This is a genomic window from Stenotrophomonas sp. CFBP 13718, from assembly GCF_014842145.1.
Classification (GTDB): Bacteria; Pseudomonadota; Gammaproteobacteria; order Xanthomonadales; family Xanthomonadaceae; genus Stenotrophomonas.
Window position 1 is genome coordinate 35,899 of the sequence record NZ_JACYVC010000009.1, and the last position, 19,249, is coordinate 55,147.

At 66.9% G+C, this 19,249-nt stretch carries 6 protein-coding genes; all 6 read left to right on the top strand.

Going from position 1 to position 19,249, the window contains the following annotated elements:
• Positions 1-5 precede the first annotated feature (5 nt).
• Positions 6-1,790 carry an autotransporter assembly complex family protein gene (locus IFT58_RS14160; protein ID WP_192095636.1) on the top strand — a complete coding sequence of 595 codons (1,785 nt, stop codon included), beginning with the start codon at positions 6-8 and terminating at the stop codon, positions 1,788-1,790.
• Positions 1,787-5,629: a translocation/assembly module TamB domain-containing protein gene (locus IFT58_RS14165; RefSeq protein ID WP_192095638.1), complete on the top strand. Its 3,843-nt coding sequence runs from the start codon at positions 1,787-1,789 to the stop codon at positions 5,627-5,629. The genes IFT58_RS14160 and IFT58_RS14165 overlap by 4 nt, the downstream gene beginning before the upstream one ends.
• A 265-nt stretch (positions 5,630-5,894) precedes the next feature.
• Positions 5,895-12,962, top strand: a complete 7,068-nt coding sequence (locus IFT58_RS14170; protein ID WP_192095640.1) for a hypothetical protein — start codon at positions 5,895-5,897, stop codon at positions 12,960-12,962.
• Positions 12,963-13,049: 87 nt separating this feature from the next.
• Positions 13,050-13,433 (top strand): hypothetical protein, encoded by a 384-nt coding sequence (locus tag IFT58_RS14175; RefSeq protein WP_192095642.1) that lies wholly within the window; start codon positions 13,050-13,052, stop codon positions 13,431-13,433.
• A 64-nt stretch (positions 13,434-13,497) separates the two neighbouring features.
• Entirely contained in the window at positions 13,498-15,648 is a 2,151-nt protein-coding gene (locus IFT58_RS14180) for a S46 family peptidase (RefSeq protein ID WP_192095644.1), read from the top strand.
• Between the two features lie 118 nt (positions 15,649-15,766).
• Positions 15,767-19,213, top strand: a complete 3,447-nt coding sequence (locus IFT58_RS14185; protein WP_192082791.1) for a PAS domain-containing hybrid sensor histidine kinase/response regulator — start codon at positions 15,767-15,769, stop codon at positions 19,211-19,213.
• The last annotated feature ends 36 nt before the right edge of the window (positions 19,214-19,249 follow it).

The following is a 19,249-nucleotide window of genomic DNA, read 5'->3' on the forward strand; positions in this document are numbered from 1 at the left end:
TGGCGATGCAGCCATCGAAAATCGCCCTTCCTCTGTTCTGCCTCGCCTTGCTGGCCAGCCCGTTGGCGCATGCGCGGGGCACCATCGAAAAGGTAGACATCCGCGGCCTGGACAAGGGCGACGACGCCGAGATCATCGAGAACATCGAGGTCTCGCTGTCGCTTTACGACACGATCGGCAAAGTCCAGGGCGAGTCACGCCTGGAGTACTTGTTGTCCCAGGCGGAACGGCAGACCCGCGAAGCCCTCGAGCCGTTCGGGTTCTACAACCCGACGATCACGGTGGAAGCACCACGTGAGGGTGAAACCCTGCGCGTGGTGATCAACGTGACCAAGGGCGAACCGGTACGGGTACGCAAGGAGCACATCGAGATCACGGGTCCGGCGATGTATGACCGTTACCTGCAGGACGACCTTGACGCATTCAAGCCGCGGAAGGGCGACGCGTTCGAACACACGCTGTACGAAGCCAGCAAGATCAAGGTGACCCGGCGACTGGCCGAGCGCGGTTACTTCGACGCCGACTACACCCAGCATCAGGTGCAGGTGACCCGTGCCGAAGATGCGGCCGACATCGATCTGGCCTGGGACAGTGGGCGCCGCTACAACATGGGGCCGATCACCTTCAACCAGAACTACTTCGTCGACAAGCTGTTCGATCCGCTGGTGTACTGGGAAGAAGGCAGCTATTTCCACGAAGGCAAGCTGGATCGGCTGCGCGAGTCGCTGACCAAGCTGGATTACTTCAGCACCATCGATATCCAGCCCAAGCCGGAAGAAGCAGACGAGAACGGCAATGTGCCCGTGGACGTCAACCTGACCCGGGCCAAGCGCAGCATCTATACCACCGGTCTGAGCTATGGCAGCGAGAGCGGCGCCGGTGTGCGCGGCGGTCTGGAGCGTCGGTGGCTCAACAGCCGCGGGCACAAGATGAACACGCAGCTGGACTATGCCCAGAAGCGCAAGAGCCTGACCACCAGCTACCGCATCCCTGCGTTCCGCTGGCTGGATGGCTGGTACACCTTCGCCGCCAGCGCGTATGACGAGCAGACCGATTACATCGACCTGCGCAACCTCAAGCTGATCGGCAGCCGCAGTGGCCAGATCAACGAGTTCTGGACGGCGACCGCGTCGATCAACGCACTGCGCGAACGCTGGGGCTATGCCTCGGGCACCGAGTTCACCAATGCGGTGTACCAGTATTCGACGCTGGTGTATCCGCAGATCGCCGCCGACTATGTAAACGTCGATGACCGCCTGTTCCCGCGAAGCGGCATCAGCGGCAGTGCCACCGTGCGTGGCGGCGTGGAAGGCGCCGGATCGGATACCAGCTTCGTGCAGGCGAACATGGTGCTGCGCTGGTACGTACCGTTGGGTGAGACCAACCGGCTGATCCTGCGCGGTGAAGGCGGCACGACGTGGACCAGCGATCTGGTCGCGATGCCGCCCAGCCTGCGCTATTTCGCCGGTGGCGACCGCAGCATCCGCGGTTATGCCTACCGGGAAGTCGGTCCGCGCACACCGCGCCCGGACCGCTTTGCGCTGGGTGCGAAGAACCTGGTGGTCGGTTCGGCCGAGTACGAGCATTATTTCAACGATGGCCCGTGGGGCGGCGCGGTGTTCGTCGACACCGGCAGCGCGTTCGACAACACCATCGATCTGCATACCGGCGTGGGCTTCGGCGTGCGCTGGAAGTCGCCGGTCGGACCGGTACGGGTGGACATCGCCCATGGCCTGAATGATCCGGATTCGAACTTCCAGATCTACCTGAACATCGGAGCGGATCTGTGAGCACGCCAACCCCGACTCCTGCCAGCCCGCAACGCCCCGTACATCGGCGTTTCTATCGCCGTCGCCGCTTCTGGGCATGGTCCGGCGTGGGCGTGCTGGGACTGGTGCTGGTCGCCCTGCTGGCCGTGTATTGGCTGCTGCAGACCGTGGCCGGCCGCGATGTACTGTTGGCGCAGGTGATCGCGCGCTTGCCTGCCGGGTCCAGTTTCACCTGGGACAAGGCCGAGGGCCCGCTGGCCGGGCCGCTGACCCTGCACAACGTGGATTTTCGCTACAACGACATCCACTTCCATGCCGATCGCGCACGCCTTGAACCGGACCTGCGTCCGCTGCTGGGACGCAAGCTGCTGCTGGACCGGTTGGAGCTGGACAACGCGACGCTGAATCTGGCCAAGAGCGACGAACCGTTCGAGCTGCCGTCCTGGCCGGGGTCGCTGCCGCAGATCGAGATGCCACTGGCCATCCAGGCCGATGTCATCCAAGTGAACGGACTGCGCGTCACGACCGGCGGTGAGCCGACCATCGACATCAGCCGCATCGGTGGCGGCATCGAGATCGCCAACGGCGAGTTCAAGGCAAACCAGTTGCTGGTCGACAGCGACATGGGCAATTTCCGCATCAATGGTTACTACCATCCGGCCAAGGACTACGACACCGACCTGAGTGCCACGGCGATCCTGCCGGCCCCCCGCGGTCGCACGCCGGCCAGTCTCGGGCTGGTGGCGCGCGGCGACCTGGGTCACATGGAAGTCGCCATCGCCGGACGGGCTCCCAAGCCCTTGCGGGCGATGCTGGTCTTCGACGGTCGCACCGACCCCACGTGGAGCGCCACGGCCCGCACCGACGAACTGGATCTGCGTCTGCTGGGTCCGGCATTGGCGGCTTCTACCATTGAACCGCTGACCCTGGACGTGAAAGCCACGGGCAAGGGCGGCAACGCCGACCTGCAGGGTACGGCGCGGATGGGGGATCAGGTGGTCGAGCTGGCGCCGTCGAAGGTGCAGCTGGAAGACCAGGTACTGAACGTCGCACCGTTGGTGGTGAAGGCGTTCGGTGGCGAAGCGCGCCTGACCGGCAGCGCGGACTTCCGCGAGCAGGGCAACGAGAAAATCAACTTCTCCGTCGTGGCGCAGGACCTCACCTATACGCCCGCGGCAGACCCCAACACGGCCGACAGCCCGGCGGTGCCGGTGACCCTGAAAGAAGCGCGGCTGGGTCTGGCCGGCACGTTGCAGGCGTGGGCGGCGATAGGTCGTGCCGATGTCGAGCGTGACGGTCAGAAGGCCGCGCTCCAGTTCGATGTACGAGGCAATGAAAATGCGGCGCGCATCGAGCAGCTGCAGGCGCGCACGCCGGGCGGCACGCTGGACGTGGCAGGCAACGTCGCCTGGGCACCGCAGTTGCAGTGGGATGCCAAGGCAACGCTGAAGGACTTCGACCCGGGCTACTTCGCACCGGGCTGGGATGGCCGCCTGTCAGGCAACCTGGCCAGCACCGGCCGCCAGCAGGCGGTGCCGGCCAATGCGCCGCCGGACACGGCCGGGGTGATCGAGGCGACGGTGGACCTGCCGTCGTTGAAGGGCACGCTGCGCAAACGCGCGCTGGATGCCCAAGGCAAGTTCGCCATGCAGGGCGCACAGGGCGAAGGCCAGCTGAAACTGGCGCTCGGGGCAAGCCGGGTCACCGCGTCGGGGAAGGTCGGCGATCGACTGGACATCGACGCGCGCTTCGAACCGCTGCAGTTGAGCGATCTGCTGCCGGGTGCCGATGGGGGCCTCCGTGGACAGGTGCAGGTGAGCGGGCGCCGCGATGCGCCGGATATCACGGCCGACCTGGTGGGAAGCAACCTGCACTGGGACGGATATGCCGCCGAATCGATCAGCCTGAAGGGCCGCCTGCCGTGGAGTGGCGATAACGGAACACTTGCGTTGCAAGGCCGCAACGTCAACGTCGGGATGCTGCTGGACAGCCTCAACGTGGATGCGCAGGGCAGCGTCAGCAACCTGCGCGTGGCGGCGCAGGCGCGCAACGACATGGGCGCGATGGACCTGCAGGGCAGCGTGCGCCAGCAGGGTGAGCAATGGCGTGGCCAGCTGGCCACCCTGCGCATTGCGCCGGTCAAGGGCGACCCGTGGGCGCTGCGGGGTCCGGCGGACTTCAGCGTGAAGGGGGCGGATTTCACCCTGAGCGAGGCCTGCCTGAGCGCCGCTGCAGGCGGTGGCCTGTGCGCCCGCGCCAACTGGCCCCGCGAAGGCCTGGTGCTGCGCGGCGACGCATTGCCGCTGACCCTGGTGCAACCGTGGTTGCCGCCGACGTCGGGCCGTCGCATCTATCTGCGTGGCGAAGTGACGATGGATGCGCAGATCCGCCCGCGTGGCAACGCGTGGGAAGGCAAGGTGGACGTGCGCTCGCCCGAAGGTGGCGTGCGCCTGGGCGACAACGCGCGCGGCGAGCTGGTGAAGTACGACCAGTTTTCGGTGAAGCTGGACATGACTCCGGCCGGCATCGACGGCTTCCTGGGCATGGGCTTCCAGGGCAACGGCTTCGTCAACGCCAAAGTGCAGACCGGCTGGGATGCGGCCGCACCCTTGAATGGCGAGCTGTACCTCAACATGGCACGGTTGTACTGGTTGGAGCTGTTCTCGCCGGACATCGTGCGACCGACCGGTCTGATCGAAGGCCACGTCAGCCTGCGCGGTACGCGCAGCCAGCCGGCACTCGGTGGCGAAGCCACGCTCAGCGATTTCAAGGGCGAGTTCCCGGCACTGGGCCTGACCTTCGAGCAGGGCAAGGGCAGCTTCAGCGCACAGCCGGATGGCTCGGCGAAGATCACCGCGCAGGCGAACTCAGGGAAGGGCACGCTGTACGTCGACGGCGGTCTGTCGTGGTTCGGCGACGCGCAGCCGCTGCAGTTGCATATCCACGGTGAGAACGTGTTGCTGTCCAACACCAGCGAACTGCGCGTGGTGGCCAACCCGAACCTTGATTTCACCTTGGCCGGCACGACGATGCAGCTCAAGGGCGAAGTGCTGGTGCCGGAAGCGGACATCGACCTGGAGCGCCTTGATCGCGGCACGTCGGTATCCAGTGACGTGGTGGTGCTGGACCCGGTGGATCCGGAAGAAACGGCGACCTCGCCGCTGGACATGGACCTCACCGTCAGCCTTGGCGACAACGTCAAGATGGCGGGCTTCGGCCTGAAGGGCGCGCTGGCCGGCAAGATGCAGGTATGGGCCAAGCCGGGTCGCGAAATGACCGCCAACGGCGGCCTGGAAGTGAGTGGGCGTTACAAGGCCTACGGCCAGGACCTGACCATCACCCGCGGTCAGTTGACCTGGAACTACAACCCGGTTTCGGACCCGCGCATCAACCTGCGTGCCGAACGCCGGATCGGTGACGTCACGGCCGGTATCGATGTCACCGGACGGGCGATGCAGCCGCGCGCCGATGTGTGGTCCAGCCCGGCCATGTCGCAGTCCGAAGCACTGGGTTACCTGGTGCTGGGCCGCAGCCTGACCGGCGCGACCAGTGACCAGACCCAGCAGGTCAACGCGGCCTCGGCGGCGCTGTCGGCCGGCAGTGGCCTGCTGGCTTCGCAGCTCGGTGCCAAGTTGGGACTGGACGACGCCGGTGTCAGCCAGTCGCGTGCACTGGGCGGATCGGTGATTGGCGTGGGCAAGTTCATTTCGCCCAAACTGTATGTCGGCTACGGCGTTTCGCTGGTCGGCAGCGGTTCGGTGCTGACGCTGAAATACCTGCTCAGCCGCGGTTTCGATGTGGAAGTCGAGTCGAGCACCGTGGAGAACCGCGGGTCGCTGAACTGGCGCAAGGAAAAGTGACGCCCTGACATCACGGGCGTCACCGAACCCGCCAGCGCACCCCTGTGTGGGCTGGCGGAACAGTGTGAACTGCAGCTTTCCGGCGGCCGCACGCGAGTCGGAAATGCATCATTCGTGAAACAGCTAGAGCAACGGCCCGGGTGAAGATCGGCGGCGCGGACTATCCGCCCCCTTCCCTCCCCTGGTCCACCCGATGTCCCTTGATTGTTCCTTGCCTGCACGCGTGTCAGCTGCAGGCGCTGCGGTTCCTGCGCGTCCCTTTCAGATGTCTGCTGCCGATGCCGCGCTGCCCTGCGCTGTCGGCAACGCGCGCAGTGAGCAGGCGCCCGCCGCTCGCGTACGCCCCGCCACAGCGAACCCGTACGACGGCCTGCTGTGGCTTGAACACCTGTTGCGGGGCACGCCTGAAGCCGACCTCATCCCGCTGCTGTACGAGCGGTCGGTCAATGCCGATGGCTTTCCGTACCCGGATTTTCTCGAGGTGGTACGGCGTGCCTGCCAGGACGCGCAACCCGACGCGCTGCCGGCTCTGCGCGAGCGCCTGCGCGCTGCGCTGCGCGAGCGCGCCGACAACGGTGGCTTCGATCCACCGCTTGCTCATCATGTCGCCGGTGCGATGCTGGGCGGTGTGCCGTGGACTGCATTGAGCGCTGCGGCCAGCACGCTGTACGGATCCCAAGCGCGCTTGGCCATGGTAGCGGCGCAATTGGCCACGACGGTACTGCCGCGCCTATCCGAGGGCTCCTGGCGCGCTGCCGTCAGCGCATTGCAGCTGTTGCCGCTGGATACGCTGCTGCCTTCGCTGCGCGGAATCGAGCAGATCGATGCCATCATCCGCGCATTGCCACACTGCGTGGCGGACGAGCTGTGGCACCTGCATGAAAGCGTGCAGGAGGTAAGCGATACGCTGTCGCCTGCGCGGCCGACAACGCTGGCACTGGTGTCGCTGGCCGCCGTGCTGTGGACGCTGTATGAACGCGCCTCGCCGGTACCTGCCGTGCAGGGCGGCGATGCGCGCAACGTGCTCGGACTTGCACAGCATGCGCGCACGGCAGCGCAGTGGCATCGTCGGCTTGCCGCGCTGTTTGTGGGTGAGGGTGCTGCTCCGCGCGCGTCGGACGCACGGCGGCAGGATATCGTGGGCTACTCGGCGATCAAGCAGCAGCTGGACGAGGCGCTGGCCCGTGGCCTCGACGATGACACGGTGCTTCGCACCGTGATGGACACCCAGCAACGTCAGCTGGATCAGCGTCGCCTGCTGGAGCCGGAGCACGCCAACGAACGCCCGTTGCAGGCGATGCGTCATGTCATCGGCACCTGGGTTGGCTCGCCCGACGCACCGCAGGGCCTGTGCACGCAGTTGTCCGAGTGGCTGGGCGAGCATGTGCGCTTCCTGGCATCGGCACCTCCGCAAGCCGCCGCCACCGCGCCGCCCATCGTCCCGGATGTCGATCCCCGTGTGGCGGAGCTCTTGTTCACTGTGCCGGCGCCCGGCACGGCCAGCGCAGCAGCGCATGACGCCCGCGTCGCGCCGTGGCCCCTCATGTCCGTGGTCGCCTCTGCCATCCGGCGCATTGGCAACGTCTTCGCACCTGCAGAGCGTTCACCCCCGCCGCAGAACGATACGATGCGGCAACTGCAGGTTTTGCCAGTTGGGGCATGGGAGCCGACAGCCGACACTGCCGCCGACCCGCACCCGCTGCCCGCCGGTTTCTTCGGCCTGCACGAGGAAGCGATCGGCACCGCGCCCGTGCTGCGCTCCGGGGCGCTGACCCTGCCGGCACCGGTTGGCGAGGGCACTGGCGGCGATGGCTTCGCCGGCGCGGCGTGGGCGGCTCCGCTGCGCGCGCCGAGTGGCCTGGTGCGCGCCCACCACGAAGCGGGCGCGCGTGAGGCCAGCGACCGTATCCATGCCGTTCTGGCCGGCCTGCAGGATGCCGATGCAGGGCGCGAACAGGCGCACTACCATCGCCAGCTCGGGATGCGGCTGTCGCCGCAGTTCGATGCGAATGAGCGCACGGTCGGCCAGCTGCTGGCCGACCTGTGGCGCGCCCAGCTCTACCACCAGCGCGGCCTGATGTTCGCCGACAAGCACCTCAGCCGAGAGGCCGAGCGGCTCGTCGAAGACCTGCTGCTGATGGAAACCATGCCCGACGAGGGCAGGGCGTGGGCCACCAGCGCGGGCGTGGAACAGTACGCCATCGCGCAGGCGAACGAAGGCGACGATCTGCAGGTGCTGCCCGGTGCACGCGTGGTGGTGCGCGGCACCGCGGGCACCGTGTCGGAGGCGGCTGGGCCACTGCTGCTGGTGCCCGGCCAGCCGATCACCGAGTGTGCCGACAGCGCAGCCGTGCAGGCGCAGTTGCAGCGCTGGTCAGCCCATCCCGGCGCCACGTCCGCCAGCGACGGGGCGGCGCACATGCCCCGCTTTACCTACAGCCTCCTGCCGCCCTGTCGCCTGTCCGCGCAGGTGGTCGATGCCACCGTGGCGGCCTATGTCCAGGCGTGCCACGCCGCACAGGACGCGGGCGACGTCTGCCTCACTCCTCAACAGGGCCTGGGCGACCTGCTGGCGCTGTATCCGCCGGCCCCTGTGCAGGCAAAGGACGCATCACCCGCGGCGCTTGACGCAATGCGTCTGCACGAACACGTGCTGCGTAGCGATATGCAGCAGGTGCTTGCTTCCCTTCCTGCTGGCGCAGACAACACGTTCGAACACGCGCTGCGCCAGCCGTTGGACCGCGGGTTCGATGCGCGTGGCCTCAGCGCACGCGACTGGCTGGTGGCACAGTGGACCCGCCGCATGGCCGCGACGCACGATCTCAGGCAGGCACAGCAGACGCTCAGCAAAGAAGCAGCGGACCTGCTGATTCGTGCGCTTGATGACGGCGGCAGGGTTCGGGCAGCGGCCTTGCCAGCGGTGGGGCGCTTCGCGGTGACCCTGCAGATCGGCGGACAGGCGCCCCGGCAGATTCCCGGCGCCGTCGTGGTGAGTGCCAGCGACGCTGACGCATCACCGCTGCAGAGCGGCCAGCCGGTCCTGTTGATGTTGCCCACCGAGGGCATCATCGAATGCGAGCCCGCACATCTGCCGCAGATCCTGCAGCACCTCAGCGGGCATGGGCTGAAAACGCTGTTCGCGCAGATGCCGCTGGACCACCTGCAGCCCACAGACGGTGGCGACATGGCCGTTGCCTTCGGCTTTCCTGCCCGCAAGCCGGGCGGGCTGGCTGTGGCCGTGGTGGACGAGCTTATTGAAGGCCATCGCCAGATCTGCCGCTATCAGCGGGATCGAATGCAGCCGCAGCCCGCGATCAGTGAAACGCTCGACGTCGCGTTGGCCGGACCGGCACCCACCGACCGGATCATCAGCCAGCTGGCCACGCTGGGCCTGTTGCAGACGCCGCTGCAGCGCCCCGGCCTGGTGATGGAGGTGGTGCGGGCATGGCCACGCTACCTGCAGGCGCTGCAGCAGGAGGTGGCGCTGGGCGGGGCCGTGCCTCCGCTGGAATACCGCACCAGCCAACAGCTCGCCCTGCATGCCAACAGCGTGCTGCGCGATGCACTGCAGCAGCAGGGCATCGATCTGGATCCCGATGACATCCGCGTGCGCTGGACCGTATCCACGTTGTCCCCGGACAACGGCCAACTGCCCGACGCCGAGATCGACGCGGCGTTCATACGGCGCGAAGGGGCCGGCCTGGCCACCGTCAGTGAGATGGATCTCAGCCTTACCGAACTGTCCATCCGCAACGTCGCGTTGTTCGACATCGATTACCGTGCCGCCGCACGGGTGAGTCGCAGCGACGGTACGGCGATCCCCGGCCTGGATGCAACGACGGTGCGTACGCTGGTCCGGCGCGTCGACGTGGCCAGCGCCTATCAGGCCCATCTGCAGGAGCAGTTCGATCCCGCGCATCCGGGCGGCACCGGGCGTGCGCGGCTGCAGGCGTTCCGCCACGCCCTGCCGGCGCGGCTGCGGCTTGATCTGGCGCTGCAGCGTGTTTCAGGCCGTGGTGCGCCGCCGCGGCTGTTCGCGCAATGGCTGGCTGATCCGGACCGACGCGTTGTCGACCACGACGGACGCAGCTCACCGTTGTCGGTGGGCGGCCTGCAGCTTCGCCGGGCCGCATCAGGCCTGGGCGCCAGCTACGGGTCCTTCGCTGACTCGGTCGCGCTGCCGGGCGAGCAGGAGGTTGTCGCCGGCACGCTTGCGTTATCGGCGGACCGTACCGCCGAGATCTATGTGCCGGGCCTGCTGCCGGATCCGTTTCTGGTGTTCACCGATCAACGGGCGCTGCGGACGTGGCTGGCGGACCCGGGCGTCAACACGCTGCTGCGCGGACGACTGCGGAGCCCGGTGCTGCGTGGCGCGCTTGAAAGCGGACACCTGTCGCGCGTGGAGGGCCGCGTATCCAAGGACGAAGGGGACGATCCGGTCCAAGCGCACTACACCCGTGCATGGAAACACCTGCAGGTGGAAGCCGATGCCCTCAGTACCTCCACCGGCGAACAGCGGTTGAAGGATGCCTGGACGTGTGCCATGGCGGCCTTCGAGGTGGCCGAGAATTTTCTGCCAGCGCGCCTGCAGCTGCTCAGTGCGATGGTGCGGGCCGGCATCAGCGCCGGACGCGTGGTCAACAACCCTGCCATGACCTCGGCACAGCGCACGGGTGCGTGGGCCGCTGCGCTGATGGACATCATCGATGTCGCGGGTCACGGGCCGCCGGGTCCAGCGCGTCCCGGCAGGGTGCTGCATGATCCGCGGCTGCCGCATGGCACACGCGGCAGCCTCCTGCGAGCCGCTGCAGGATCGGCATCCTTCCGGGACACTGACGGCGGCAGGGTGCGGGTGGCGCCGTCGACAGCGGACATCGAGCACGCTCCGGTGGCGATTGTCGACCCGATCCTGGGTGAGCCTTCCGGCGGTCGCGTGGTGTGGGTTCCCGCCACGCAGCGCTGGAGGATCGAAGTCGGCAGGGTGCTGGACGACACATCCGTGACGTTCTTTTCCAGCGACCTCACCGACGCGCAGCTGGAGCGCATGTCCACGCAGGGAACCGGCGTGTACGACGTCGACCAGCGGCAGTTCGTACGCATAGGCGGCCGCTGGTACGAATCGGAAACGCGACCCGAGCTGGATGGTGGACGCTATATCAAGGCACCTGATGGCCAGATCCAGCCGCAGCTGCCGCTGGCCCGCCAGGCAGGGCGCTGGGTGATCGTGCATCGACCTGCAGGTGGCTTGGCCGCAGGCGGCCGGCGTTCCGCGGTGGGACCCCGCGCGGACCTGCGCGATGACGCGCCGGGCGGCCGCTGGATCCCTGACAGGCAGCTCGATGACCTGGCTGCCGTGCACGGTGCTTACCGGGGCAGCGGGCTGGACCCGGCGCTGCGACACGATCTGCGCGTCGCCGCGCGCCAGGCATTTCTGGACAGGGTGGCCAGGGGTGAGGTGGCGATCGACGATGCAACGCATGGCCGCCTGGCGCTGCTGTGCGCCTTCGTTGCCGACGCGCAGTTGAGCGGGGGCCATCGTATCGATCTGAACGTGCGGAATCGTGGCCAGGACGTGATCCGGGTCGGCCGTGGCGCCGATGCGATGATGGCCTTCGATGTCGATGTCGATGACGAACTGCCTTCGTTGGCGGCGTTGATCGAAGCGGCTGGACCGCAGAATCTGCGGCCTGTACTGGGACTGGATGCACAGGCCACACCGGCACAGCTGCAGCGGGCATTGCGCCAGCGTCTGGCGGCGACGGTGGCGGCGCAGCGCGACGCCGTCGGTGCGCAGTGGGAGCGCGCACTGCGCCAGTACGAACCGACCCCGCAGGCGGTCTCCCAGCTGACCCAGCAGACCGGCATGGACGACCTGGAGGCCCGGGTGCTGCTGCAGCGGTATCCGGTTTATGGCGACGAGATGCCGTCGCGACCGGCTGTCGATGCGCTGCAGGATCGGGCCGACGACGTGCGCGCGGAGACCCGGCAACGTGACGCGCGCCGTGAGGTCGTAAGGGGACGCATCGTGACCAGCGAGGGCCTGCAGGCGCTGTTGCCGAGCCTGGCCGCAGCGTTCAGAGGGCATGTGCTGCGTGCCGGCGCGACGGCGGATGCGCGCCCACAGCTGCATATCGAGACCCCGTTCCTGCAGCGCGCGCTGACCTTCGATGTGGATGGCGTGACCCTGGACGGCGGCGACGGGCGCAGCTGGCTGACCTGGCAGGATGCGATCCACGCGCTCAGCGGTGCCGACCGGCGAAGCCGGCTGCATACCGCCGAAACGCTGCGTGACACGGTCATTGCCGAGCTGGCGCGCACCCCGTTGCAGCACGCGCCCTCCGGGCGATCTCACAGTCCGGTAGCGGGAGGCGCCGATGCCTGTGGTTCGGGGCGGATCAGCAAGCGCAGCCCCTGTGTGGTGAGCGCGAGCAAGCCGAATAAAGCGATAAGCGCGCAGTGGGATACGCTGCGTGACCGTGCGACGGCCCTACGTAGTGCCGCCAAGCGAGAAGTGAGCACGGTGATCGCCGGGTCGGGCAAGCTCGGCGATCTCGGTCTGGCCGAGGCACGGGAGGCCGCGCTGAAGCGCTCCAACATCATGACCTTCAAGGTGGACATCCGGGTCGGTGGGAAGCCCATCGCCTATGAGAAGGCCTACGTCTCCCACGGAACCCTGTCCGGTGTTTTCGGCTTCGCCGCCACTGAGGTCAAGGCGCTGAAGGTGGTGGTGCCCGCCACGTATCGCGGCGTCGGTCCGGAACCCCGGCAGGGCCTGCCGCGAGACAGCGACTACATGGCGCGCGACGCGGCATTCGATGGCGTGCGCAGGGATGAGTTTCCCTTCGGGCGGGACTACGTCAAACCGACCACCGGCCAGCGGTATGACAGGAACGGTGTAACGCTGCATCGTTTTGGGGAGGATCCGATCCTCGGCCGCGCCGCGCCGATGTCGGCCGTCGCCCAGGCAGAGAGCCTGGCGCAGCTGCGCCGGCAACTGATCAAAGAGGGCTTCGATCCGGCGACGGTGAACACGCTGAAGCTTGGCGACGCCTACTACCGCACCCGTGCGACGCGCTGTACCGAAGTGCAGGCATTGCAGGAGTTGGCGCAGATGATCAATGCCATGCGCAATGGCGGACTTGATACCACCGTGCGCGGCAGCATCATCGCATTCAGCGATATGCCGCCGTGTGACCGCAACTGCCAGCGGCTGCTGCGCGAGGCCGCGCGCATGCTTCCCAACGTCGATATCAAAGTCGCTTCAGGTGATCGCACCACTAACGGCGAAATACCTGAACACACACGCCCGCCGACCTGGTTCCACGCAGCGTGACCCTATCCAATCAAAGGACTTTCCATGAACATAGAACCGATTGTGCACACCACGCGACCGCGTGCCCCTTCTGATCAGGCCGTTGCCATGACGCCACATTCTCTCCATGAAATCGACGTGCCGGCCGACCTCGATGCGGATGCCGCATCGAAATGGGAGGACAACCGTACGAAGCTTACCGCAGCGATGTTCGATGTGATCGAGTTGCGGCCGGACGGCATGGAGCAGCTACCAGGCGTCACCGACGGGACGCCGCTGCTGGTCGAGCAGGGGGGAGACCGCTGGACGCTTGCACCGGCAGCCCAGACCGTCCGCCTGCGTGAGTATCAGGATGGCACCCTCGACTACGAGCTGGCGAGCGTGGTGCACTGGCAGGGAGATTACTTCTGCATCCGGGTGGAAGAGATAGAGGGAACACGTACGGTGATCATCGGCGGTGTGCAGGACGAGGACCCACCGCATGACCCGTGAGACGTTGCCCGGTTAAGCCGCGCACGCTAAGGTCGTGCGCTGACCCGCATCACCGGACGTTGCCATGCCCATTCGGAAATCCCTCCCTGCCTCTCTGGCGCTTGGCCTGAGCCTGGCCGCGGCAGCCCACGCCGACGAAGGAATGTGGATGCCGACGCAGCTGCCGACGCTGTCCAAGCCACTGAAAGCGGCAGGGTTCAAGGGTGACCCGCAGGACCTGGCCAACGTCACCGCACCACCGCTCAGCGCGGTGGTGCGTGCAGGTGGCGGCACCGGTTCCTTCGTATCCCCCGACGGCCTGCTGCTGACCAACCACCACGTGGCGATGGGCGTGATCCAGTACAACAGCACACCGGACCACGACCTGATCGGCGAAGGGTTCATTGCCAAGGGACGTACGGACGAACGGCCGTCGAACCCGGATTTCCGGGTGCTGGTCACCGTGGGCTTCGACAAGGTCACCGACCAGGTGCTGGCCCAGGCGAAGGGCAAGACCGGCCGTGCCTACTTCGATGCGGTGGATGCAGCGAGCAAGCAGATCGTGGCCGACTGCGAGCGCGCGGGCAGCGTGCGCTGCTCGGTGGCGGACATGTACTACGGCACTGATTTCTACCGGATCTCGCAGCTGGAACTCAGCGACGTGCGCCTGGTCTACGCGCCGCCGCGCGCCATCGGCAACTACGGCGATGAAATCGACAACTTCATGTGGCCGCGGCATACGGGTGATTTCACGCTGCTGCGCGCCTATGTCGGCAAGGACGGCAAGCCGGCGCCTTACAGCCCGGACAACGTGCCCTATCAGCCCCCGGCTCATCTGACGATGTCGGTAGATGGCCCCAAGGCCGGTGATTTCGCCATGCTGGCCGGTTATCCGGGCATCACCTACCGGCACCGCACGGCGGCGGAGTTCGCCAGCCAGATCGACAGCGTGCTGCCGCGCCGCGTCGCGCTGTTCCAGCAGATGATCGACACCATCGAGGCGGCCACCGCGGACGATGCTCAGGCGCGTACGCGCTATGCGGCACAGTTGCAGTCGCTGAAGAACAACCGCAAGCGGGCAGCGGGTGAACTGGAAGGCCTGCTGCGCAGCGATGCCAAGGCGCAGCGTGCTGCCGATGAGCAGGCGATGCTGGCCAGTACCGATACGAAGTACAACACCGACATCCGCGCCCTGCTGACCACGCTGTCGCAGGGCGCGGCGGTCGGTGAGCGCAACCTGCTGCTCGATCAACTGACCGCGCAGAGTCAACTGTTGCGCTCGGCGTTGCTGCTGGAACGTCTGCGGATCGAATCGGCCAAGCCCGACGCACTGCGCGAGACCGGCTACCAACAGCGCGACCAGGCGTTGATCGAAGGGGTGCTCAAGCAGGTCCAGCGCCGCTACGTGCCGGGCGTGGAAAAGGCGCTGCTGGCGCATCTGCTGGGTCGCTACCAGCAGATGCCCGATGCACAGCGCGTACCGGAATTCGACGCTGCCTTCGGGCGCACGCCAGAGGCATTGGCCAAGGCGCTTGAAGCGGTATACGCGCGCACGGCACTGGGTGAGGAGGGCGAGCGTTTGTCGCGCTTTGCCGCCGCGCGCGAGGGCAAGCCACTGGCGGCAGATCCGCTGCTCGCGCTGGCCGTACCGCTGGTGACCGCGCAGCTGCGGCTGGAAGACCAGAACAAGGCGCGCGAAGGTGAGCAGTTGCGCCTGCGCCCGGCCTACATGCAGGCCTTGTTCGCATGGCGGGCGAAACAGGGCAGGGCGGTGTATCCCGATGCCAACCGCACGCTGCGCATCAGCTATGGCAAGGTGGAATCGCTGAGCCCCCGCGACGGTGTGCATTTCGATCCGGTGACCACCGTGGCCGGGATCGTGGAAAAGAACACCAATACGTATCCGTTCGATGCACCCAAGCCGCTGCTGGCCGCCATCGCCAAGGGAGATTTCGCTGGCACTGCCGATCCGGCGCTGGGCACGCAGACGGTCAACTTCCTGACCAACCTGGATACCACCGGCGGCAATTCCGGCTCACCGGTGCTCAATGCCAAGGGTGAGCTGATCGGGCTCAACTTCGACAGCAACTGGGAGTCGGTCAGCGCCAGCTGGTGGTTCGACCCGCGCTACAAGCGCGCCGTGCACGTGGACATGCGCTACCTGCGCTGGCTGCTGGCCAAGGTCTACCCGGCACCGGCGCTGCTGCAGGAAATGGGCGTGCCGGCCGAGGGGTGAGCGGGTGATGGCCGTGATGCCCTGTACCACGGCGATCCTCGAGCGCGCCGCTGTCCATCGGACGATGGCCGCGTAACGCTCTACACTGGGCGGCACTTCTCCGCTGGACGACGAGCCCCTGGTGTCGAGCTGGATCCTGCTGCTGGTCTCGGTTGCCTATGCTGCGCTGCTGTTCGGCGTGGCGTGGTGGGGTGACCGACGCCCGCTGTACCCGGACCGCCCGTGGCTGCGGCCGGTGGTGTACAGCCTGGCGCTGGCGGTGTACTGCTCGTCGTGGACCTTCTATGGCGCGGTAGGGACCGCGGTCCGAAGCGGCTTTGGCTATCTGTCGATCTACATCGGTCCGTTGCTGATGATGCTGTTCGGCTGGCGCATCATCGAGCGCCTGGCGCTGGTGGCGCGCAGCCAGAACGTCGTCTCCATCGCCGACTTCATCTCGTCGCGGTTCGGTCGCTCGCGCCGTCTGGCCGCCTTGGTCGCGATCATCGCGCTGATCGGCGTGGTCCCTTACCTGGCGCTGCAGTACAAAGCCGTGGCGATGAGCCTGCAGGTGCTTACCGGCGACAGCGGGCCGACGGGCTACTTCAGTGACCCCGCGCTTTACGTGGCCCTGTTGATGGCCCTGTTCGCCACCCTGTTCGGCACGCGCCAGGTGGACGCCACCGAACATCACCACGGCATGATGCTGGCCATCGCGCTGGAATCGGTGATCAAGCTGCTGGCGATGGTGGCGCTCGGCATCTTCGCCTATGTATGGCTGAGCGAACGCACCAACGCGGTGGTCGAGTCGGCGCACACCCTGTTCACCTCGCTGCCGCCGGTTGGCTTCATCTCGCAGACCCTGCTCAGTTTCCTGGCCATCGTCTGTCTGCCACGCCAGTTCCACGTGGCCGTGGTGGAGTGCGGCGATGTACGCGACGTGCGTCGCGCGCGCTGGATGTTCGGTGGCTACCTGGTGGTGATCTCGGCCATGGTGATTCCCATCGCCACTGCGGGCGTGACCCTGTTCGGCACCGGCGGCTCGGTAGCCGACGATGCGATGGTGCTGGCACTACCGCTGCACGAAGGGCGCAACGTCCTGGCGTTGATCGCGTACATCGGCGGCTTTTCGGCGGCCACCGGCATGGTCATCGTGTCCTCGATCGCGCTGGCGACGATGATCAGCAACGATCTGGTGATGCCGGTACTACTGCGGCGCAGTGGCGATACCGGTGAAGCGGCCGACGTCGCCTCGCGGGTCCTGTGGATACGCCGCCTCGCCATCCTGCTGCTGGCGCTGATCGCGTACAGCTACTACCGCAGCAGCGGTAACGACAATTCCCTGGCCTCCTACGGTCTGATGGCGTTCGCCGCTGTCGCCCAGTTCGCGCCGGGGCTGATCGGTGGCTTGTACTGGCGCGGCGCCAGCCGCCGGGGCGTCGAGACCGGCATCGTGCTCGGCTTCGCCACATGGGTCTACACCCTGCTGCTGCCTGCACTGACCCAAGCGGGATGGCTGGATACCGGCTGGCTGGCGGAAGGTCCTTTCGGGGTGGCGTGGCTGCGTCCGCAGCAGTTGTTCGGCATGAACGGGTGGGATCCCCTGACCCACGGCACGTTCTGGTCGCTGCTGGTCAACGCGGGCACGATGATGCTGGTATCGGCGCGTTGGCGGCCGAGCGTGGATGAGCGCCTGCGTGCGGCGCCCTTTCTGGATCCTTACGCGCAGCGCCCCTCGGTGGCCAGCGGATGGCCGGGTCACGTACATGTGGGCGATCTGCTGGCGCTGGCATCGCGCGTGGTGGGCGAGCGCCATGCGCGGCGATCCTTCTTCGAGCAGGCGCAGTCGCTGGGCCGCGAGCTGCAGACCCAGGTGCCTGCCGATCGACCGTGGGTGCAGTTTACCGAACGCCTGCTGGCCGCCTCCATCGGCGCGGCCTCCGCACGCCTGTTGCTGACCAGCCTGCTGCGTGGCTCCGGCATGGACCTGGGCGAAGTCGTGGCGGTGCTGGATGAAGCCGGCCAGGAGCTCCGCTTCAATCGGGAGATCCTGTCCACCACGCTGGAGAACATCAGCGCCGGGGTCAGCGTGGTCGACCCGGACATGCGCCTGACCGCGTGGAACCGGCGTTATCAGGATATGTTCGGCTACCCCGATGGCATGCTGTATGTGGGTCGTCCGGTCGCTGACCTGATCCGGTACAACGCCGAACGTGGAGAGCTGGGCGAGGGCGATATCGAGCAGCAGATCAGTCGCCGCATCCGCTACATGCGGGCCGGTTCACCTCACGTGTTCGAACGTACCCGCAGCGACGGCAAGGTGATCGAGATGCGGGGCCAGGCCTTGCCCGGCGGCGGCTATGTCACCAGCTACAACGACATCACCGATTACAAGCACGCGGAAAAAGCGCTGTTGGAGGCCAACGAGACGCTGGAGCAGCGTGTCGCGGAGCGATCCAACGCCGCAGAAGCAGCGCAGCAGTCGAAGACGCGCTTCCTGGCAGCGATCAGCCACGACGTGTTGCAGCCGCTGAATGCGGCCCGGCTGTTTGCGTCGGCGCTGCGCGAGAGCCACCACAACAACGAAGAACAGCGTCATCTGGCCGAGCGCGTGGATGCATCGCTGCGCGCGGCGGAGGAACTGCTGGACGGGCTGCTGGATGTGTCGCGGCTGGATGCCGGTGGGCTGCATCCGGTGATCAGCGACTTCGACGCCAGTGCCTTGATGCGTGAGTTGGCTGCCCAGTATTCTCCGGTCGCTGCAGGGAGGGGCCTGCGCCTGGACCTGTTCGCGCGGCCGGCCTGGGTGCGCAGTGATCGTCGCCTGCTGCGCCGGGTCATGCAGAACTTCCTCGCCAACGCGCTGCGCTACACCCGCAAGGGCAGGATCGTGTTGGCGGTGCGCCACCGCGGCGACGAGATCGAGCTGCAGGTGTGGGATACAGGCCCAGGCATCCCTGAACATCACATGCAGCAGATCTTCGATGAGTTCCATCGCTACCAGCAGCCGTTCGACTGGGGTGAACAGGGGCTTGGGCTGGGGCTGTCGATCTGCCAGCGCATCTCCCGCCTGCTGGACCATCGCTTGAATGCGCGCAGCCGCGTGGGCAGCGGCTCGATGTTCTCCATCACCCTGCCCCGTGTGGCCGCGACGCACGGGATGGGCGAGCTGGACGCTGCGGCCGCGGCGATCCCGGCCGTGCGTGCCGACTCGCTGGCGGGCATGCGCGTGCTGTGCGTGGACAACGACGAAGAGATCCTCGACGGCATGCGCGCGCTGCTGGGACGGTGGCAGGTGCAGGTGATCACGGCGAGCACGGTGGACCAGGCGCTGCAGAAGGTGGCCGAGCGTCCGGACGTGATGCTGGTGGATTACCACCTGCATGACCGCTTGGACGGGCTGGATACGCTGGTGGCACTGCGCGAGGCCGCCGGCAGTGACCTGCCTGGTGCGCTGCTGACGGCCGATGGACGCGATGAGCTGAAGCGGATGGCGCGTGATCGGGGTTATCGCCTGCTGACCAAGCCGATCAAACCTGCGTCGCTGCGCGCCTTCCTGGCCGCCTACGCGACGCCGCGCGACTGACGTCCCCTGCCGTTCGACGCGATGCGCGCTGGCTGG